Origin of the sequence: Phreatobacter stygius (genome assembly GCF_005144885.1) — a bacterium.
GTDB lineage: Bacteria > Pseudomonadota > Alphaproteobacteria > Rhizobiales > Phreatobacteraceae > Phreatobacter > Phreatobacter stygius.
In genome coordinates this window covers 1,549,918-1,569,542 of the sequence record NZ_CP039690.1, presented here as the reverse complement: position 1 = coordinate 1,569,542, position 19,625 = coordinate 1,549,918, and the positions used below count along the sequence as shown (strand labels likewise).

Annotated in this window: 15 protein-coding genes; 11 read left to right on the top strand and 4 right to left on the bottom strand. The window is 66.1% G+C overall.

All coding sequences use genetic code 11. The annotated features are described in order from the left end of the window. Positions 1–10: 10 nt before the first annotated feature. From tagH to E8M01_RS07190, 3 genes are read right to left on the bottom strand one after another with little or no spacing between them, the layout of a single operon-like run. Positions 11–1,417, bottom strand: coding sequence for a type VI secretion system-associated FHA domain protein TagH (gene tagH / locus E8M01_RS07200; RefSeq protein ID WP_170181815.1), 1,407 nt, complete (start codon positions 1,415–1,417; stop codon positions 11–13). Between the two features lie 52 nt (positions 1,418–1,469). After that, entirely contained in the window at positions 1,470–2,024 is a 555-nt protein-coding gene (locus tag E8M01_RS07195) for a DUF6931 family protein (RefSeq protein ID WP_136959507.1), read from the bottom strand. A 13-nt stretch (positions 2,025–2,037) separates the two neighbouring features. After that, positions 2,038–3,897 carry a type VI secretion system Vgr family protein gene (locus tag E8M01_RS07190; RefSeq protein WP_136959506.1) on the bottom strand — a complete coding sequence of 620 codons (1,860 nt, stop codon included), beginning with the start codon at positions 3,895–3,897 and terminating at the stop codon, positions 2,038–2,040. Positions 3,898–4,321: 424 nt separating this feature from the next. Between E8M01_RS07190 and E8M01_RS07185 the strand changes: the two genes are divergently transcribed. From E8M01_RS07185 to E8M01_RS07135, 11 genes are all read left to right on the top strand, one after another. Next, on the top strand, positions 4,322–4,879 hold the full coding sequence (locus E8M01_RS07185) for an OmpA family protein (RefSeq protein WP_136959505.1): 558 nt from the start codon (positions 4,322–4,324) through the stop codon (positions 4,877–4,879). 95 nt (positions 4,880–4,974) lie between these two features. After that, on the top strand, positions 4,975–6,366 hold the full coding sequence (locus E8M01_RS07180; RefSeq protein ID WP_136959504.1) for a type VI secretion system protein TssA: 1,392 nt from the start codon (positions 4,975–4,977) through the stop codon (positions 6,364–6,366). 85 nt (positions 6,367–6,451) lie between these two features. After that, entirely contained in the window at positions 6,452–6,976 is a 525-nt protein-coding gene (gene tssB / locus E8M01_RS07175; protein ID WP_215908911.1) for a type VI secretion system contractile sheath small subunit, read from the top strand. Between the two features lie 63 nt (positions 6,977–7,039). After that, a complete protein-coding gene (tssC, locus tag E8M01_RS07170; RefSeq protein ID WP_136959502.1) occupies positions 7,040–8,533 on the top strand; it encodes a type VI secretion system contractile sheath large subunit in 1,494 nt (497 codons plus the stop codon). Between the two features lie 104 nt (positions 8,534–8,637). Beyond that, positions 8,638–9,117: an Hcp family type VI secretion system effector gene (locus E8M01_RS07165; RefSeq protein WP_170181814.1), complete on the top strand. Its 480-nt coding sequence runs from the start codon at positions 8,638–8,640 to the stop codon at positions 9,115–9,117. A 176-nt stretch (positions 9,118–9,293) separates the two neighbouring features. After that, a complete protein-coding gene (gene tssE, locus E8M01_RS07160) occupies positions 9,294–9,860 on the top strand; it encodes a type VI secretion system baseplate subunit TssE (RefSeq protein ID WP_170181813.1) in 567 nt (188 codons plus the stop codon). Further along, on the top strand, positions 9,857–11,821 hold the full coding sequence (gene tssF, locus E8M01_RS07155) for a type VI secretion system baseplate subunit TssF (protein ID WP_136959499.1): 1,965 nt from the start codon (positions 9,857–9,859) through the stop codon (positions 11,819–11,821). Before tssE ends, tssF begins: the two co-directional genes overlap by 4 nt. Further along, positions 11,818–12,837, top strand: coding sequence for a type VI secretion system baseplate subunit TssG (gene tssG / locus E8M01_RS07150; RefSeq protein WP_246088624.1), 1,020 nt, complete (start codon positions 11,818–11,820; stop codon positions 12,835–12,837). The genes tssF and tssG overlap by 4 nt, the downstream gene beginning before the upstream one ends. A 93-nt stretch (positions 12,838–12,930) precedes the next feature. Next, positions 12,931–15,558, top strand: coding sequence for a type VI secretion system ATPase TssH (gene tssH, locus E8M01_RS07145; protein WP_136959498.1), 2,628 nt, complete (start codon positions 12,931–12,933; stop codon positions 15,556–15,558). A gap of 125 nt (positions 15,559–15,683) precedes the next feature. Then, on the top strand, positions 15,684–16,817 hold the full coding sequence (locus tag E8M01_RS07140; RefSeq protein ID WP_136959497.1) for a hypothetical protein: 1,134 nt from the start codon (positions 15,684–15,686) through the stop codon (positions 16,815–16,817). A 172-nt stretch (positions 16,818–16,989) separates the two neighbouring features. After that, a complete protein-coding gene (locus E8M01_RS07135) occupies positions 16,990–18,588 on the top strand; it encodes an ABC-F family ATP-binding cassette domain-containing protein (protein WP_136959496.1) in 1,599 nt (532 codons plus the stop codon). Here E8M01_RS07135 and E8M01_RS07130 read toward each other — a convergent pair. Then, complete coding sequence (locus E8M01_RS07130; protein WP_136959495.1) at positions 18,585–19,559, bottom strand: Bug family tripartite tricarboxylate transporter substrate binding protein; 975 nt, start codon at positions 19,557–19,559, stop codon at positions 18,585–18,587. The two genes, E8M01_RS07135 and E8M01_RS07130, sit on opposite strands and share 4 nt — an antisense overlap. Between the last annotated feature and the right edge of the window lie 66 nt (positions 19,560–19,625).

The window sequence follows — 19,625 nt, the reverse complement described above, 5'->3', positions numbered from 1 at the left end:
GGGGTTTAGCCTAGCCGCGTCCGCCGGTCCGGCGATCATAGGCGGCGGCGAAGAAGCTCATGAAGGCGCCGCGCAAGCCGTCGTCATGGGCGGCCGCCAGGGCTTGCCAGCGCGCGACATGAAGATCCCACAGCCTGGCCTTGCGCGAGGCGAAGAGCTGGCCGAGCGCCTTGTCCGGCTCGGCGCTGCGGTCGACGGCAACCGGATCCAATTGTTCGACCATGGCGTCGACCGCCGCCTGCATGGCAATGAAAGTGTCGAGCTGGTGGGTCTTCAGGGCATCGAAACTCTTCTTCAGTGCCGCCTCGGCGCCGAGATAACCAGGACCGGTGCCGGCCAGCATGAGGCGAAGCGCGTCTTCAGGCGTCGGCGCGAAGGGGATCGGATTGTTGTCGAGGGCCTGGACCGTCGTCTGATTGGTGCTGCGGATCGCCCCCTTGGTCTGGGCGCGCGCCTGCATCAGCGCCTTGAGTTCGGTCGTCATGGCGATCATCAGGCGCCCGAGCTGTTCGGCGAATTCGGCGGGATCGCGGCCCTGCAGAAGCTCGGGCGGGAGTCCGGCACCCTTGGCGAAATGGCTGAGAAAGGCGCTTGAAAACGCGTCAGGCCGTGCCGGCGGCGCGGCCTGGCGTGGCGGTTCCGGCCTTGCCGGTTCGACGTCGCGCGCCTGCGGCATGTCGCGGGCCATGTCTGGCGGGCCGGGTTGCGCGGTGCCGGGCAACGACCAGTCGAGATCGTCACGGGCGCCGTCGGCTTGTACGCCGTCGGCATGAGCGACATTGGCTTGAGCGAGATCTTTGGGCAGGCGCATGGGTTCGCCGGCGAAGGCCTTGTCGGCGACTTCGGCGGCTGGCGTCGTCCGGCCGGATCGTGGCACGGGAACCGCGGCCACCGGCGCCGGCCGGCCGACCGGGCCCGGCAGATCGACGGCCCAATCCATCATGTCGCCCGACACCACCGGGCGCGACGAGCGCCGGGCGCGGATCTCGCCCGCAGCGGCAGGCGCCGCGACTTCGCCGTCGACGCTCCAGATATCGCCGGACATGCCGGTGGCGGCCGAGACGGCGTCCGGCTGCGGCCGATCAGCGAGGGTCTCGCCGCTGACCTCGACCCGGATGATGTAGCGGCCGATCTCCAGACGGTCGCCGGTGCGCAGGCGCCGCGGCTCGACCGGCCGCGATGCGCTGCCGTTGATGAAAGTGCCGTTGCTCGACACGTCGTGCAGCCAGTAGCCGCCATCGCGAAAGCGGATCTCGCAATGTTTGCTCGAGATATAGCGGCTGGGATCGGGCAGCACCCAGTCGAGATGTTTGTCGCGGCCAATATCGATGCCGCGCGTGCCGGTGAGCGTATAGGACAGCGGCCCGCCGTCGGGCAGGGAGGTTTCGTTCTCGATCGTCAGGCGCAGGGCGATCAACGACGGTCTCCGCGGAATGAGGCAGGATCCGGCCGCACCGGACCCACCCGTTTCACGTCGCTTCTGCGGCGGCGAGCCGAATGCCGCCTTCGATGCAGGCGCGAAGTTTAGCACGGCGTTCGGTGGCTGGAACCCTGGCCAGCGCCATCAGCACGCAGGCGCGCGCCGCCTTGGCGGTCAGGTGCGGCGGGGCCGGCGCGCCGGGGTGCTCGCCGAGCGACAGATTGCCGCCGGACCAGGCCGCGGCCAGCGCCGCCCAGGTCGTCGGCACGGTCCGGTTGGCGGCATTGCCGACACTCATCGCGGCGGTGCGGCTCTCTTCATTGGGCTCCCGAACCCAGGCTTCGGCCGCGGCCAGCGCCTGGTCCTCGACCGGCTCCTGCGGGCGGGTCAGCGACCGGGTGCAGCGGCAGGCCCACCAGACCGCGTCCCGGCGCGGCAGCACATAGGCGCAGAAGCTGACCGCGTCCTCAGGCGTCGGACCGGCGGCAAGTTCGGCCAGGAAGGCCAGGGGCTCGCGTTCCGAGGGGGATGCCAGCATGTCGTCGGCGAGCGTCGGGAACGCCTCGAAGACGTCGCGGGCGGTTGCAAAGCGGAGCTTTCCCATCACGCATGCTCATTCAGTTGATGGTGACGAGGGCGCCGCGGAGCATCAGCAGGCCGTCGCCGCTGACCTGCGTGATCGGTGCGCTGGCCATCAATGTGGCGTCGGCCTTGACGGTGATCAGCGGTGACTGGATCGAAATCGAGGCTGGCGTCATGGTAATCTTGCTGGCGCCGACCACAAGCTGCAGGCACAGCCCGGCGGTGATCTTCACGGTCTGGGCGACATCGACCGTCTGGTTGCCGGTTTCGACCGTCAGTTCGTCGTCGCCGGCTTTCAGCGTGGTGCTGCGCGAGGCCTTGCCCATCGGCACCGGAAACTCCACGCCGATCTCGCGGGTCTCGGAATTCTTGATCTTCGCCTCGAGGTCCTTCTCGGCATGGAGCCGGACTTTCTCACTGGACGACTTGTCCTCGAAGATCAGCTCGTTATAGCCGTTGTCCGACTTCGACGAGCGCGATTTGACGCCGGAGATGGTCTTGTTGGCGGGCAATTCGTAAGGGTGCTTGTTCTCGCCATTATAGACCGTGCCGGTGACCAGAGGATAATCCGGGTCGCCCTCGATGAACTCGACCACGACCTCCATGCCGATGCGCGGGATGACCACGCCGCCCCAGGCCTTGCCCGACCAGGTCTGCGCCACGCGCACCCGGCGCGACGGCTTCTTGTCGCGGTCCCAATGGAACTGGACGAGAATGCGCCCGTGCTCGTCGACGTCGATCTCTTCGCCCGACTTGCCGACGACCTTGGCGGTCTGCGGTCCAGATATGATCGGGCGCGGCGTGACCGGGGGCGCCCGGAACGGCCGGTTGCCCGGCTGGAACAGGTAGCGCCCCTCGTAGATCGTCTCGGCGCTGGCGTCGCCCGAGACATAGTCCTCGTCGCGGATCTGATGCGTGCAGGAGATCACCAGATACTGCTTGTTCTCGCTGCCCTCGGCATGGTCCTTCAGCGTGGTCAGGCCGCCGGGCAGCAGGGAGGCGGCATCACCCGCGCATTCCCGGCGCAGGTCGAGGGCCTGGCGTGCCTCGAGCCGGACCTTGGCGAGCTTCTCGCCCTTGCTCCGCTCCTTGTAGCTGGCGTGATAATCGTAGATTTCGAGCCCGCCCTTGGCGTAGCTGCCCGGCTGGTTCGATTCCGCCAGCAGCGAGGCGTTCGGCTTCAGATAGTCGAAATCGTTCAGGCTGACCTTGCCGGTCTGGAAACGCCGGCCCGGCCGCCATTCCGCCAGATATTGTTCGGCGCGATAGTTCGCGGTGCCCAGATGCCGGAACGGCACGGTGGCCAGGCCGCTGATCGGCTGATGCGACGAGCGGCCGTCGCCCAGGATCATCTCGTGCTTGTCGCTCGAGTGCTCGAAAAAATAATAGATGCCGTAATGCTCCATCAGGCGGCTGACGAAGGCGAAATCGGTTTCCCGATACTGAACGCAATATTCGATCTTTTCGTAATTTTCGCTGGTCTTGAACATGAAATCGGTAAAGCCGGCGTCGGCGAAAACCTTCTTGATGATGTCGGTGACCGACATTTCCTGGAAGAAGCGGCAGTTGGAGGTGAAGCCGAGCAGCGAAAACCACGGCTGCAGCGTCAGCCGGTAATGATGCAGCCCGCTGCGCTTGCCGAGCCATTCGCTTTCGGTCAGGACGCCGTTGAAATGGCGCTGGGCCTTGTCATAGGTGTGGTAGGTGACGCAGCAATTGCGGCCCAGCGCCTTGTCGAAATCCAGGCCCGCCTCGGTGCTGACCGCCTCGATCAGGTATTCGAACGGCTGGCTGATCGTCTCGCGCCCGCTCAGGCTGGAAAAGCTGAGAACATCGCCTCCAAACGGGCTCTTCAACCGCGCGGGCCGTTGATCTTGCTTGAGAGTGACCGGCATGAGTCTTCCTCGTTGACGGCTGGATGCCTTGGTCTATCGATACCGCGATCGGTCTGATTGAAAACCGAAGACGATCCGAAATCCCGACTTCGAAATCCCTTGCGACGGGTCGCCCGAGCGTCTGGGTCCGCGCCTTGAACTCAAGACCCGCAGCCAAGCAGCGATCCGCCGGCGGCGATGTGCGTTCCGACACACCGGCGGCCGGTCTGTCATGCCAGTTTTGCCGATGTCGGCTGCACTCCACAGCCGCTCGCCGCAGGCGCAATACGGCGCCGGCTGGATGGCATGCATCGGACATCCGTCTCGCAGAGGACCGCTCGTCATGGTTGCTCATTTGCAAAGAATCCACGCCGCCCGCTCGATTGACGCTCCTAGCAGTCTGAGTCATTCTTGCCGAGTATTCAATCGCTTCGGAGAACGTGCCATGCGCCCGATCTTCTGGTGCTTTATTTTATTGATGCCGATAACTGTATCGAGCCCACTGATTGCGCAGCCGGCTTACACGGCCGATCAGATCATCGAGCGGTTCTCGGCCTCCAGGCCGTCAGAGACAAGCCTTCCTCTCGGGCAGAGCCGGGGGCTGGGTGCGTCGCGCGCCGTCTGTGTCGGAACGGAAGCGGAGTGCGGCCGGCAGGCAAGGCCGCCGTCGCCGACCTTCGACCTGATGGTGAATTTCGGGCTCGATTCCGACCGGCTGACGCCGGAGGCCCGGCGCAATCTCAACGAGTTCGCCCGCGCGCTCAAAGACCCGCGCCTGACCGAGTTGAGCTTTGCCGTCGAGGGCCATACCGACGGCCGCGGATCCGACGGTCACAACATGGATCTGTCGCGCCGCCGCGCCAGCGCGGTGGTGAGCTATCTCGAAGCCCGCGGTGTCGACCGGTCGCGCATCGTGCCGCGCGCGCTCGGCAGCAGCCAGCCAAGAACCTCCGACCCGATGGACGCTACCAACCGTCGTGTCGAAACGCGCCTTGCTCAGTAACCGACGCATCAAGCGACCCGTCGCCCGCAGCGTGCAGCGATGGTCATCCCCACCAGGTCGACCATCGACTGCGCAGTATTGGATGAGTTGAAGACATGAGCGCCATCGATTACGCAAAATTCGCGGCGCCCATCTCCGAGGATGCGCCCTGCGGTCCTGATCTCGATGCCCTGGCGGATGACGATCACCTGAACTTCCTCGCCCGGGTCGAAGGCGTCCTGCCATCGGTTTTCGCTGAATTCGACCGATCGACCATCGACTTCAATTCCGAAGTCAAAGTTGCCGATGGCCTGCTCGACCGGTCGCGCGATCTGCGCGTCCTGGTTCTCCTGGCCAAGCTCACGATCCTCGATCGGCGGCTGGCCGATTTCGCCGCCGTGGTCGATGTCATGGCGGCGCTGCTCGAGCAGCAATGGGCGAACGTGCATCCGGTCGCGGCCGGCGACAATGGCGAATTGCGCCGCGGCGTCCTGATGGCGCTCGACGACATGCCGCACACGGTCATGCCGCTGCAATCCGTGCCGCTGTTCGAAGCGCGCAATATCGGGACCGTGTCCTATCGCAACTATCTGGTGGCGAGCGGCGGCGCGTCGCCGCGCGACAACGAGAGCGTGGTCCAGGCCAGCGCCATCGCAACCGCGCTGGAACGGGCCGAGCTTGATGAGCTTCAGGCCGGTCACGAGGCTTTCGTCAGGCTGCATCAGGCGCTGGCGCGCATGGCGGCGAGCTTTTCGACCGAGCTCGGAGCGGGCCGGGATCTCGCCGTGCCCAACCTGCGCAAGCTTGCCGGCGAACAGGCGGCCTGGCTCGGTGCCGAGCTGAAGCGGCGTGATCCGAAGCGGGTCGTCGAAGGCCTGGAGCCGGCCGCGCCGGAGGACGGCGAGCCGGTGGCCGGCCTGCCCGGCGAAGTCGCCGACCATGGCCAGGCCGTCGCGGCGCTCGATGCCGTCGCCCATTACCTCGCCCAGCGCGAGCCGTCCTCGGTCGGGCTCCTGCTGGTGCGCCAATGCCGGCAGCTCGCCGGCATGTCGTTTCTGGAAGCCTTCCGGACCCTGGTGCCCGACTCGGTCCAGGCCGCCAGCATCCGGGTTGGCCAGACCTCCGGCTTCAACATTCCGATCGAAAGATTGGCGGCTTTCGAGGTGTCGGCAGCGCCTGGTTATGGCGATGGCGGCGACGGCGCGGTCGACCAGCCGTTCGCCGAGGAGGCCGCGGCCGACGAGCCCCAGCCATTCGCCGCCGCCGAGGAGCCGGGCGGCGCCGCCGCGCCGCCACTCGGCCCGGTCGTGCCGATGATCCGGCTCCGATCGCGCGGCCAGGCCAACGACCTGATGGCCCAGGTGGCGCAGTTCTACCGCGCCATGGAGCCGTCCAGCCCGCTGCCGCTGCTGCTCGATCGCGCCCGTGGCCTGGCCGGGCGGGATTTTCTGGCAATCCTGGAGGAAATGCTTCCAAAGTCGCATCTTCGCCTCAGTAGCGATGAGTAGATCGACCTTCGATCGCTGTTCGATACTGTTCCATTCGTTCTATCGGAGAGTTCATCCGGCATTCAGAACCTGAGAGAAGGGGCATATCATGAGTGACAGTGGCCAGAAGTTCATCCGCCGCAACCGCAAGCCGCGCGTGCACATTACCTACGAAGATCCGTACAATTCGGAAAAACTGGTCGAGCTGCCCTTTGTCATGGGGGTTCTGGCCGATCTCTCGGGCAATGCCTCGAAGGTCGAAAAACCCGAAGTGGCGCAGCGCAAGTTCCTCGACATCGACATGGACAATTTCGAGAAGCGCATGGCGGCGATCAAGCCGGGCCTGGCGTTTCGCGTCGCCAACAAGCTGGGCGACGAAACCGAGAAGCTCGGCGTCAACCTCGAGTTCAGCTCGATGGACGATTTCAAGCCAACCGCGATCGCCCGCCAGGTGCCGGCGGTGGCCAAACTGCTGGAAGCCCGCGAGCAGTTGAAGAACCTGCAGCGCTACATGGACGGCAAGGTGGGCGCCGAGAACCGGTTGAAGGAACTGCTCGGCGATCCCGAGCTGATGGCGGCGCTGCGCGACCGCCGTGCTGAGACCCCGGAAGAGCCGGGCGACAAGCAGTGACGCCGTCGCTGCTCCGCCGCGACCGCACCGATTTGGACTGCACCGATTTGAAGGGGATAGATCATGGCCAATGAACGCCAGAAATCCACGACCGAGCCTGGTGTCGCGACACGCGATGTCGACGAGTTCGCCACGCTGCTGAAGCAGAGCTTCAAGCCGCGCAACGAGCGCGCCGCGACCGAGGTCGAGAATGCGGTGGCGACGCTGGTCCGCGAAGCGCTTGCCGACCAGTCGCTGGTGAAGTCCGACGTGCTCGACACGATCGACGAGATGATCGCCCGGCTCGACGAAAAACTGTCGGCGCAGATGAACGAGATCATGCACGCGCCGGAATTCCAGCAGCTCGAGAGCTCTTGGCGCGGCATCAACTATCTCGTCTTCAACTCCGAGACCGACGCCACGCTGAAGATCAAGTTCATGAATGTCGGCAAGACCGAATTGAACAACAATCTCAGGAGCTATCCCGGCGCGCGCTGGGATCAGAGCCCGCTGTTCAAGCAGGTCTATGAGCAGGAATTCGGCCAACTCGGCGGCGAGCCTTTCGGCGCCATGGTGACCGACTACCAGTTCTCCCACGAGGCGGTGGATATCCAGCTGCTGCGCGCCCTGACCAAGGTCGCTGCCAGCGCCCATTGCCCATTGTTCGCCGCGGCGAACCCGACGCTGATGGGCATGGACAGCTGGACCCAGCTGTCGGATCCGCGCGACCTGTCGACGATCTTCGAGACGCCCGACTATGCCGCCTGGAAGAGCCTGCGCGATTCCGACGACGCCCGTTATCTCGGCCTGTGCCTGCCGCGCGTGTTGTCGCGGCTGCCTTATGGCGCCAAGTCCGACCCGGTCGAGGAGTTCGGCTTCGAGGAACAGACCGACGGTCACGACGGCAACAAATATGCCTGGATGAGCGCGGCCTATGCGATGGCGACCAATGTCAACCGGGCCTACAAGGAATGGGGCTGGTGCACGCGCATCCGCGGGGTCGAGTCGGGCGGCGAGGTGATCAACCTGCCGGTCCACACCTTCCCGACCGATGACGGCGGCATCGACCTGAAATGCCCGACCGAGATCGCCATTACCGACCGGCGCGAGGCCGAGCTTGCCAAGTCGGGGCTGATCCCGCTGATCCACCGGAAGAATTCCGACAAGGCGGCGTTCATCGGCGCCCAGTCGGTCTATCGGCCGAAGAAGCGGATGACCGACGAGGCCACCGCCTCCGACAACCTGTCGTCGCGGCTACCCTATATGTTCGCCGTGTCGCGCTTCGCGCATTACCTGAAATGCATGGTCAGGGACAAGATCGGCTCGACCAAGGAGAAGGTCCAGCTGCAGCGCTGGCTGAACGACTGGATCAATCTCTACGTCGACGGCGACCCGACCAATTCTTCGGAGGAGACCAAGGCGCGCCGGCCGCTGGCCGGTGCCTCGGTCGAGATCATCGAGAACGAAGAAAACCCAGGCTACTACTACGCCAAGTTCATGCTCAGGCCGCATTACCAGCTGGAGGGCATGGATATCGGGCTGAGCCTGGTGTCGCGCCTGCCGGCCAAAGCAAGCTGAAACCACCCCGGAAATGAGCACGTCGCCGAGTGCGACGTGCTTCAGCGCACAGCCGGCATGATGCCGGCCCGCTATAGATGGCAAGTCCACACAAGGAGGCTTTCATGGCTGTAGACATGCTTCTCGAACTTGACGGTGTGAAGGGTGAATCCGCCATCAAGACCAATGCGATCGACATTGAATCGTGGTCGTTCGGCATGAACCAGACTGCGACGGCCCATACCGCGACCGGCGCCGGCGCGGGCAAGGCGAATGTCCAGGACATTCATGTGATGAAGAAGCTCGACTTCGCGACGCCGACCCTGATGAAGATGTCGCTGCAGGCCCACCATATTCCGAACGGCAAGATCATCTGCCGGAAGTCGGGCGGCCCCAAGGTGATCGATTATCTCGTCATCGAAATGAAGAACATCGTCGTCTCATCGTCGCAGGTGACCGGGTCGAACGGCACGGACCTGGTCAGCGAGAGCCTGGCGCTCAACTTCGCCTCGTTCAAGGCCGTCTACAAGACCCAGAAGGAGGACCAGTCGGAAGGTCCTCAGAACGAAGTTGCCTGGGATATCGCGGCGAACAAGACCAACTGATCGGCGCCATCGCGGCGACCACGGTCGGCCATCGACGGGCCGCGGGCTGCAAGGCTCGCGGCTCGATCGCCTCCGGATCCGGGGGCGGCGGCATCGATGCCGGCAGGGTGCCGGGGCCGGCCGGGACATGCGGTCCGCGGCCGGCGTTCTGTACGACAGGCATTATGGGGGGTGTCATGGGAGTTTCGCCAAGGAAGGACAGGCTCTCGCCGCCTTTGATGCATGCGTTCCGCAGCGCCCATGCCGAGCGCGTCTTCGCGGCCAAGATCGTTCCCGTTGCGGCCGAAGAGCCGAGCCCCCGCAAACGTGGCGCCTCCAGCCGGATTTCGCTGAGGCCGCCGATCACCGAAGCGGCGCTCCGCCAGGAGGTGGCGCGCGACCTCGCCGATCTGGTCAACACCGTCAACCTGGAATCGGCCGTCGATCTCGAGGGCTTCGATGCGGTTCGCCGCTCGATCCTGAATTTCGGCCTGCGCGAGGTCACCTCCCGTTTCGCCGATCAGGCCGCCGATGGCCGGCTCGCCCGCGACGTCGAGGAGGCCATTCGCCGATACGAGCCGCGTCTCGTCGCCGGCAGCCTCAGGATCAATCAGGTGGTGCGGGTCGACGAACCCTCGCTCAGCGTCAGGCTGGAGATCAGCGGCGACCTGTCCTGCGAGCCGGTCGACGTTCCCGTGGTGTTCATCGCCGATGTCGATGTCGACAATCGCAAGATCAATGTCAGCCGGACAGCGGCGCCATGAACCGGGAATTCCTCGATCTCTATAACCGGGAACTGCTGCTGCTCTACGAGCAGGCCAAGGAGTTTTCCGAGGAATATCCCGACATCGCCCAGCGGCTCGGCGGCCTGGCCGGGGAACGCACCGACCCGATGGTGTCGGGCCTGCTGGAGGGCTGCGCCTTTCTGGCAGCGCGTGTGCAACTGAAGATGAAGCACGAGTTTCCGGAGTTCACCGGCAACCTGCTCGAACAATTGCTGCCCAATGCGCTCGCGCCGATCGCCTCAACGGCGCTGGTGCAGGTGCGCCCGCGCTTCGGCGACCCGGCGCTGCGCGAAGGCCGGCTGATCGAGGCCGGCGAGGCGATGGATGCGGTTCACGTCGAGCGCGACCGGCAGGTCGCCTGCCGGTTCCGCCTGTCGCAGGGTGTCACGCTGTGGCCGTTCGAGATCGCCCGGGCGCATTATTTCGGCGCGCCGGCGCCGCTGCAGTCGATGGGCATTCCGATCGATCGCAGTGTCGCGGCGGGCCTCGTCCTGTCGCTGCGCCATCGCAGCGTCGCGGATGCCGCCGAGGAGCCGGATGATGCGGCGGCGCTGGCCGAACCACTCGGACTGTTCGCCGGTTGCCGCGTCGACCGGCTGCCGTTTCACATCCTGGGTGCCGAAGCCGATGCGATCGGGCTCTACGAACAATTGTTCGCCCGCCGCCTGTCCATCCATGTCCGGTTCCTCGACGAATTCGGCGACCCCGTGGTCATCCGCGCCCCAGGGGTCGCGCTGCGCCAGCTCGGTTTCGGCGACGACGAACAATTGTTTCCCGACGACAAACGCGTGTTTCGCGGCTTCGAGCTCTTGCGCGAGTTCTTCGTCCTGCCACGCAAGTTCATCGGCTTCGAGCTGACCGGCCTCGCCTCGGTCATGCCGAAGCTCAAGGCGAAGACGGTCGACGTGGTGTTCACTTTCGACGAGGTCAATCCGAGGCTCGCCGCCTTCGTCAAGCCGGAGGCCTTCGCGCTCTACACGGCGCCGGCGATCAACCTGTTCGAGAAGACCACCGACCGCCTGCCGGTCAAGACCGGCCTGCACGAGTATAATGTGGTGCCCGACCGCGGGCGGCCACTGGACTATGAGCCGCATCGGATCATTTCGGTCCACGCGCACCGGCTGGGCGGCCGGGACAAGATCGCCGTGCCGCCGCTCTACGGCGCATCGCTGGAGGGCGTGCCGGGCGCCGACCGGCTGGCCTATGCGGTCCGGCGGCTGCCGCGCCGGCGCACCGCGACCGAGCGGCGCTACGGCACGGCGTCCGATTATGTCGGCACCGACATGTACCTGGCGATCACCTCGCCGCTCGGCAGCAGCGAAGAGGATCGCTTCGTCGAGCTCTCGGTGCGTGCGTTGTGCTCCAACCGGCATCTGCCGGAACTGCTGCCGGTCGGTTCGGGCGGCGCCGATTTCCGCCTGCTCAACGATACCGAACTGGAGGTTGCCTGCGTCGCCGGCCCGACCCGCCCGCGCGAGCCGGTGGTGTCGCAGCGGCGCGGCCGCACCGAGACCTGGTCGACCGGGGCTACGGTCTGGCGGCTGCTCAATCTGTTGAGCCTCAACCATCTCGGCCTGATCCAGGACAAGGCCGGCGGCGATGCGCGCATGCTGAAGGAGACCCTGTTCATCTTCGCCGACATTACCGACGGCAGCGCCGAGCGGCGGATCTGGGGTATTCGCTCGGTGGTGAGCCGCCCGATCGTCCGGCGTGTGCAAAGGCGCGACGGCGCCAGCGTCGCCCGCGGCCTGGAGATCACGGTCAGCTTCGACGAAAAGGCCTTCGAGGGTTCGGGTATCTTCCTGATCGGCGCGGTGCTCGACCGTTTCTTCGCCGAGTACAGCCACCTCAACCAGTTCACCCAGACGGTCGTCCGCAGCACCGAGCGCGGCGAGATCATGCGCTGGCCACCGCGCATGGGCCTGAGGAGGCAGCTGTGAAACTGCCTGACGGACTGACCGAAGCACCGGAGCTCTACGACTTCTTCGCGGTCATGCGCATGCTCGAAGCCGCGCATCCGGAGCGGCCGCGGATCGGCGACAGCGCGACCCTGCGCAGCGAATATGTCAGCCTCGGCCAGGATCCGTTCCTGATCTTTCCGGCGTCCAATATCAGCAAGGCGGAACTCGGCCGGGCAGGGCGCCTGCGCCTGGCGGTGCGTTTTCTCGGCCAGCTCGGGCCCCAGGGTGCACTGCCGCTCGCCACCACCGACGAGGCGAACAGCTATGTCCTGCGCGGCGACGATGCCTTCGCCCGCTTCGTCGACCTGTTCAACAATCGCTTCCTTCAGCTGTTCTACCGGGCCTGGGCGGATGTCCGGCCGATCGCCCAGGCGGATCGGCCGCTGGAGGACCGGTTCAGGGCCTATCTCGGTTCATCGATCGGCCTCGGCACACCGAATACCGGCGGGCTGGGCACCATTCCCGATGCGTTGAAGCTGCATTTCGCCGGCTTGATGAGCGCCCAGGCGAAGAGCGCGTCGCGCCTGACCTCGCTGATCTCGGGCGTGTTCGGCATCCGCTGCGAGGTGGAAGAGTTCATCGGCAGCTGGCAGACGCTCGAGCCCACCGACCGCAGCAGCCTCGGCGGCGCCAATGCCGGCCTGGGGACGACCCTGATGCTCGGCTCCAGGACCTATAGCGTTTCCGACAAGTTCCGCATCCGCCTGTTCACCGCAACGCTTGCCGAATACGAAACCTACCTGCCGGGCCAGCCGCGCGCCGACCATCTCGACGATATCGTCAGCTTCTATCTCGGCGAGGAGCTGGAATGGGATGTCGAGCTGGCCATCCCCTCCGGCCAGGTCGCGCCGGTGACGCTCGGGCGTGCCGGCCGGCTCGGCTGGACCAGCTGGATGGCGCCCGACTGGGCCGAGGCCGACAGCGCGCTGCGCACCGACGCCCGTTTCGACGTGCATGAAAGAGCCAAGCGGCAAGGCGACGCCGCGAACCCCTGACCATGGCATGCCCACGATCACTGCAAGTCCATGCCGACTGCCAGTCCATGACCGCCGAGCGCATGTTCACCGGGACAAACGAGGACGAGACCAATGGCCGATATCAGCCTGGAAACCGTTGCCGGAAAGCTCAATCGCGTCGGCTATGACGCCTTCATCCAGGCGCTCCGGCAGGCCAAGACCGCGGGCAACCGCAATCTCGAACTGGCGCACTGGCTCCATCAGGTGATGCAGGCGGAGCGCACCGATCTCGGCGCGACCCTCGACTATTTCAAGGTCGACCGCGGCAAGCTCTCGGCCGAGACGCTGGCGACCATCAACGGCTTTCGCAAGAACGAGAGCGAGATGCCCGGCGTCGCCAATGCCATGGTCGATCTGCTCGACCGCGGCTGGCACTACGCGACGCTGTTCTTCGGCGAGGTTCAGATCCGCACCGGCCATGCCCTGCTGGCGGCGATGAAGTCGATGGATCTGCGCCGCGCGCTGATCTCGATCTCGCCGGAGTTCCAGAAGATCAATGCCGATACGCTGGCCGCCGAGCACCGTGCCATCTGGAGCGGCTCGGTGGAAGACAGCATGCGTCCGATGGACGGCTCGGGCGCCATCCTGCCGGACCCGGCGACCGGCCAGAAGGGCACCACGGCGCTCGACCGGTTCAGCCAGGACCTGACCGCCCGCGCCAGGAGCGGCGGCATGGATCCGGTGCTCGGCCGCGATGCCGAGATCCGCCAGCTCATCGACGTGCTGCTGCGCCGCCGGCAGAACAACCCGATCCTGACCGGCGAGGCCGGCGTCGGCAAGACCGCGGTGGTCGAAGGGCTGGCGCAGCGGATCGTCGCCGACGACGTTCCGCCCCTGCTGCGCGGCGTCAGGCTCTGCGCGCTCGATGTCGGGCTGATGCAGGCCGGCGCCTCGATGAAGGGCGAGTTCGAACAGCGGCTGCGTTCGGTGATCGACGAGGTCCAGTCCTCGCCGACCCCGATCATCCTGTTCATCGACGAGGCCCATACGCTGATCGGTGCCGGCGGCTCGGCCGGTACCGGCGATGCCGCCAATCTGCTGAAACCGCCGCTGGCCCGCGGCACCTTGCGCACCATTGCCGCGACCACCTGGTCGGAATACCGGCAATATATCGAGAAGGATCCGGCGCTGACCCGCCGGTTCCAGCCGATCGCCATCGACGAACCGGACGCGGCGCGTTGCTGCGACATGCTGCGCGGCATTCTGGCGCCGATGGAGAAGCACCATGGCGTGCGCATCTCGGACGCTGCGGTGGTCGCCGCGGTGACCCTGTCGCAGCGCTATATCCCGGCGCGCCAGCTGCCCGACAAGGCAGTCAGCCTGATCGACACGGCCTGCGCCCGGGTCGCGGTGAGCCAGACCACCACGCCGGCCGCGATCGAAGGCACGCGCGCCCAGATCGCCGCGCGCGAGACGGAAAAGACCGCATTGCAGAACGACACCGACCTCGGATCGGACACCGCCGCGCGGATCGCCGAGATCGGCCAGGAGATCGCCGGACTGACCGAAAAGCTCGGCGTCGCCGAGACCGGTTATGCCGCCGAAAAGGCGCTGGTCGAGGAGATCCTGGCGCTCAGGACCGGCCTTGCCGCGTCGCCGCCGCCTGATGACGGGCCGGCACGCCGGACCGAGCTGAAGGAGCGCAGCAGCGCGCTGGACGAGATCCCGGCGGATAGCCGCATGATCCATCCCCATGTCGACGAGGATGCGGTCGCCGCCGTCGTCTCGGCCTGGACCGGCATTCCGGTCGGCCGGATGGTCAAGGACGAGATCGAGGCGGTGCTGACCTTGGCCGAGGTGCTCAATCGCCGGGTGGTCGGCCAGTCGCACGGGCTCGCCATGATCGCCAAGCGGATCGAGACCAACCGGGCCAAGCTCGACAATCCGAACAAGCCGATCGGCGTGTTCATGCTGTGCGGCCCGTCGGGCGTCGGCAAGACCGAGACCGCGCTGGCGCTGGCGGAAGCGCTTTATGGCGGCGAGCAGAACATCATCACCATCAACATGAGCGAGTTCCAGGAGGCCCATACCGTCTCGACCCTGAAGGGCGCACCTCCCGGTTATGTCGGCTACGACCAGGGTGGCCGGCTGACCGAAGCGGTCCGCCGCAAGCCTTATTCGGTGGTCCTGCTCGATGAGGTCGAGAAGGCCCATCCGGATGTCCACGAGATCTTCTTCCAGGTGTTCGACAAGGGCGTGATGGAGGATGGCAGCGGCCGGCGCATCGATTTCAAGAACACCCTGATCATCCTGACCTCGAATGTCGGCACCGAGCGGCTGATGCACCTGGCCGCCAAGGACGAGTACAAGAACGACACCGAAAAGCTCGGCGCCGCGCTGAAACCCGACCTGCTCGAGGTGTTTCCCCCGGCGCTGCTCGGCCGCATCGTCACCATTCCCTATTTGCCGCTGTCGCCGGACATGCTGGCGGGCATCGTGCGCCTGCAGCTCGACCGCATCGGCCGGCGCATCAAGGACAATCACGGCGCCGTCTTCAGCTATGACGACGCGGTGGTCGAGAAGATCGTCGGGCTGTGCAACGACCCGGCCAGCGGTGGCCGGATGATCGACAATGTGCTGACCAATACGGTGCTGCCCGAACTGTCGCGGCGCATCCTCAACCAGCAGGTCGAGAAGAAGGACTGGAGCACGGCCAGCATGGCGCTGGCCGACGGCAACTTCGTCTTCGAGGTCCGCTAGCAAATTCCCGCGCAGTTGCGCCCGGGCCGGCCGCTGGCCGGCGCCGCAAGGGCCTTGCTTGCGATCATGCCGATGCCGTCGCTTCCCGAACACTCGTCGGAAGCATCACCCCATGGAGGTTTGCCTTGGCACATTTCGTCAAATGGTCCGGCCCGAACTACCACAACGGCGCACCGCGGATTTCCAAGACAATCCAGACGATCGATTTCAACCAGGCGTTCAAATTCGGCGTCTGGGGCCTGCCCGACGGGCTGGAGGTCGGGCCGAACGACCCCTCGTTCGGCGTGACGACGCGCGCGGAAGCGGTGGTCAAGCGGGACAACGACATTACCTGGTTCGATATCACGCCGAGACGCGCCGGCAATGTTCTGGTCGACATCCGCGACTCCGGCGGCGCCTCCTGGGACATGTTTCAACTGGCGGTGAAGCCGCAAAAGAGCGCGCAGCGCCCGATGCTCAGGGGCATCGACTACGACGTCAGTCTGGATACCAAGGGGATCTCGAAAAGCTGGAATGCCAGTCTCAAGGTGGTTTTGCGCATCCATTTCAAGCAGATCAATCCCAAGGCGAACCCCTATGTCACCGATACTTCGGGCTTCAAGTGGTTCACGCAGGTGTGGACGGCGAAGGAGTGGAACGCCTTCATCATCGAGTTCATTGCCCAGGCGAAGCGCAGCCTCAACGAGAAATTCTGGCTGAAGGCGCCGGCGGGAGTCAGCGAACTGTCGACTGCCGACGACGCCAGCGGCTCGACCTTCATTTCGAACCTGCACTGCCAGTTCGACATCGTGCCGGTCTGGGACCCGAAGGGGGCTCACCAGACGGTCGAATTCACCAAGATCCCCAAGACCCCGGCCAACAAGTTGCCCATGCTGCCGGCCGACTCGACACACATGAACAACATGGTGATCTACAAGATCCCGTCGTCATCGCTGGTGGTGGGCGTGCCCGGCGAGCAGCACCGGGTGCCCCATGAAGTCCGGCATCTCTTGGGGCTGCACCACGTCTTCGAGGGCATGGCAGTCGACGCCAATGCGAAGGCCACGGCGAACCCGAACTATTGCCGGCTCGATGCGGCCAACAATCCGCATCCGGGCTGCATGCTGTCGATGGGTGTCGGCGACGGGATTTCGGTTCTCGATGCGAAGCCGTGGCAAAGGGCCGCGGTCAAATGGTTCAAGGCCTTGGGCAAGGGTTATAACTTCGCTGACTACGACTTCCCGCCGTCGATGACCCGGGTGCTGCCCTACCGCAAATGATCCCGCCGGCCGGGCCATGATCGCGGCGGCCAGCCTGGCCGCCGCTTGGTGCGCTTGATCGGGCGCGCGGCAGGCCTTATTGAACGGCGCCTCAGACCCGCTGGAGAGCCGCCGATGACCATGAGGACGCATACCGGATCCGCCCGTATCGCCCTCGTCTCATCGGTTCGCCATGTCGGCTCTTCTGACCCTACGCAACCTGTCTTATTCGACACCCGACGGCCGTGAGCTCTTCCAGGGGCTGAACCTCAGTCTCGGGCGTGAACGCTACGGTCTGATCGGACGCAATGGCGTCGGCAAGTCGACGCTCATGACGCTCATGGCCGGCGCGCTGGGGCCGAAGACGGGCGCCGTGCTGCGCCACGGCTCGCTCAGGCAGCTTCGTCAGAGCGTCCAGGTCGCGTCAGGCGAGATGGTCGCCGATGCGCTTGGCGTGAGCGAGGCGCTGGCGCGTCTTGCCCTGGTCAGCGCCGGGCGCGGCGGCATCGAGGCGATGCAGGACGCGGATTGGACGCTGGAGGCGCGGCTGTCGGAGGCGATGGCCCGGATGGATCTCGCCGGCATCGGGCTCGACCGGCCGCTGGCGACGCTGAGCGGCGGCCAGCGCACCCGGCTGGCGCTTGCCGCCATCCTTGTCGACCCGCCCGACCTCATCCTGCTCGATGAGCCGACCAACAATCTCGACCGTGACGGCCGCGTGGCGGTGGCGCGTTTTCTGGGGGAGTGGCGCGGCGGCGCGGTCGTCGTCAGCCACGACCGGGAATTGCTCCGGCACATGGACCGGATGGTCGAGCTCACCAGCCTCGGCGTGACCACCTATGGCGGCAATTGGGACCTCTATGCCGAGCGGAAGGCGAATGAACTCGCCGCCGCCGAGCGCGACCTGGCGGTCGCCGAACGCGATGCCGGGGAGGCGGCGCGCAAGGCCCAGGTCGCGGCCGAGCGCCAGGCGCGCAAGGACGGCGCCGGCAAGCGTTCGCGTGCCAAGGCCGGTCAGAGCAAGCTCCTCCTGGATGCCCGCCAGGATCGGGCGGAAAAGACCCTCGGTCGCGGCAATCGCTTGGCCGACCGGCAGCGGGCGGCAGCCGCCGGCGCGCTTCAGACCGCCCGCGCCAAGATGGAAACCGTCAGGACATTGGCCTTTTCCGTCGGGGCTGTCCGTCTGCCCGCGGGCAAGACCGTGCTTGCCTTCGATCAGGTGACCGGCGGGCCGGTTCCGGGCCGGGCGATCATCCATGACCTGTCATTTGCGATCGTCGGGCCCGAGCGGGTGGCCGTCACCGGTCCGAACGGCAGCGGCAAGTCGACGCTGCTTCGGCTGGCGACCGGCGCGCTCCAACCCTTCGCCGGATCCGTCGTCCAGGCGCGCCGCTCGGTCATGCTGGACCAGCAGATGAGCCTGCTCGATCCCGATCGATCGATCCTGGACAATTTCCGCCGGCTCAATCCGGGCTGCAACGACAATGCCTGCCGCGCCGCCCTGGCCCGCTTCCTGTTCCGCGCCGATGCGGCGCTCCGCCGGGTCGGGGAGCTCAGCGGCGGCGAGATCCTGAGGGTCGGCCTGGCCTGCACGCTCGGCGGCGGCGATCCGCCCGATCTCCTCATCCTCGACGAGCCGACCAACCACCTCGACATTGCCTCGATCACGGCGGTGGAGGCGGCGCTCGGCGGTTTCGACGGGGCGCTTCTGGTGGTCAGCCACGACGAGGACTTCCTGAGCGCGATCGGCGTCACCAGGCGGATCGTGCTGTCTCAGGCCTCAGCGGGTTAGTTCGGCGTCTCGCGCAGGCCGGCGGCCTGAACCAGCGCGGTCCAGCGCTCGACGTCGCGGCGGATCAGCGCCTCGGTCTCGTCACGGCTCAGGCGCAGCACCCGGCCGCCGGTGCGTGCGAAGACCGTCTCGAGCTCGGGCAGGGCGAGCACGGCGGCAAGCTCGCGGCGCAGGCGGTCGAGCACATCGGGCGGCGTCGCGGCCGGCGCGAAAAGGCCGAACCAGCTCTCCATGTCGAGTGCCGCGACGCCGGTCTCCGCGACGCTCGGCACGTCAGGATGGAACGGCTGGCGGTTCGCCGACGACACGGCCAGGGCCCGGACGGTGCCGGCCTGGACCTGCGCCATGGCGGTGGACGAGATATCGAAGAACAGGTCGACGCGACCGCCCATCAGGTCCTGGTAGGCGGCCTGGGCGCCGCGATAGGGCACATGGGTCATCCTCACGCCGGCCAGGTGCTCGGTGACCGCCGCCGCAATGTGCTGGCCGGAGCCACGGCCGGCCGAGGCATAGGTGACCTGAGCCGGATTGGCCCTGGCGAAGGCGATCAGCGCCGGCAGGTCGGCTTGCGGCAGGTCCTTGCGGGCGATCAGCGTATAGGACCAGCTGACCGCCAGGCCGATCGGCACCAGGTCCTTGCGCGGATCATAGGGCAGGTTCGGATAGAGCCCCGGGTTGAGCGCGATGTTGGAAAGGCCGCCGAGCAGCAAGGTGTAACCGTCGGGCGGCGCCTGGGCCGCGGCCTGGGTGCCGACAATGGTGCCGGCGCCCTGCCGGTTTTCGACGACAACAGCCTGGCCGAGCCGTGGCGCCAGCCGGTCCGCCAGCACCCGGGCGACCGTGTCGAAGCCGCCACCGGCGGGCTGCGGGACGATCAGCTTGATGGTCTGCCGGGGATAGTCGCTCGCCTGTGCCGGCGTCCAGGCGGCCAGCGCGCACAAAGCCAGCATCACTCGTCCTGCACGACGCATGGGTGTCTCCCCTCCGGTGGCGAGCGATTGGTTTCGCTCATTTGGTTTTATATGTGAAACTATTCT

Coding starts and splice junctions, on each gene's coding strand:
- E8M01_RS07195 (WP_136959507.1), bottom strand. CDS start 2,024: ATGGGAAAGCTCCGCTTTGCAACCGCCCGCGACGTCTTCGAGGCGTTC.
- E8M01_RS07190 (WP_136959506.1), bottom strand. CDS start 3,897: ATGCCGGTCACTCTCAAGCAAGATCAACGGCCCGCGCGGTTGAAGAGC.
- E8M01_RS07185 (WP_136959505.1), top strand. CDS start 4,322: ATGCGCCCGATCTTCTGGTGCTTTATTTTATTGATGCCGATAACTGTA.
- E8M01_RS07180 (WP_136959504.1), top strand. CDS start 4,975: ATGAGCGCCATCGATTACGCAAAATTCGCGGCGCCCATCTCCGAGGAT.
- tssC (WP_136959502.1), top strand. CDS start 7,040: ATGGCCAATGAACGCCAGAAATCCACGACCGAGCCTGGTGTCGCGACA.
- E8M01_RS07165 (WP_170181814.1), top strand. CDS start 8,638: ATGGCTGTAGACATGCTTCTCGAACTTGACGGTGTGAAGGGTGAATCC.
- tssE (WP_170181813.1), top strand. CDS start 9,294: ATGGGAGTTTCGCCAAGGAAGGACAGGCTCTCGCCGCCTTTGATGCAT.
- tssF (WP_136959499.1), top strand. CDS start 9,857: ATGAACCGGGAATTCCTCGATCTCTATAACCGGGAACTGCTGCTGCTC.
- tssH (WP_136959498.1), top strand. CDS start 12,931: ATGGCCGATATCAGCCTGGAAACCGTTGCCGGAAAGCTCAATCGCGTC.
- E8M01_RS07135 (WP_136959496.1), top strand. CDS start 16,990: ATGTCGGCTCTTCTGACCCTACGCAACCTGTCTTATTCGACACCCGAC.
- E8M01_RS07130 (WP_136959495.1), bottom strand. CDS start 19,559: ATGCGTCGTGCAGGACGAGTGATGCTGGCTTTGTGCGCGCTGGCCGCC.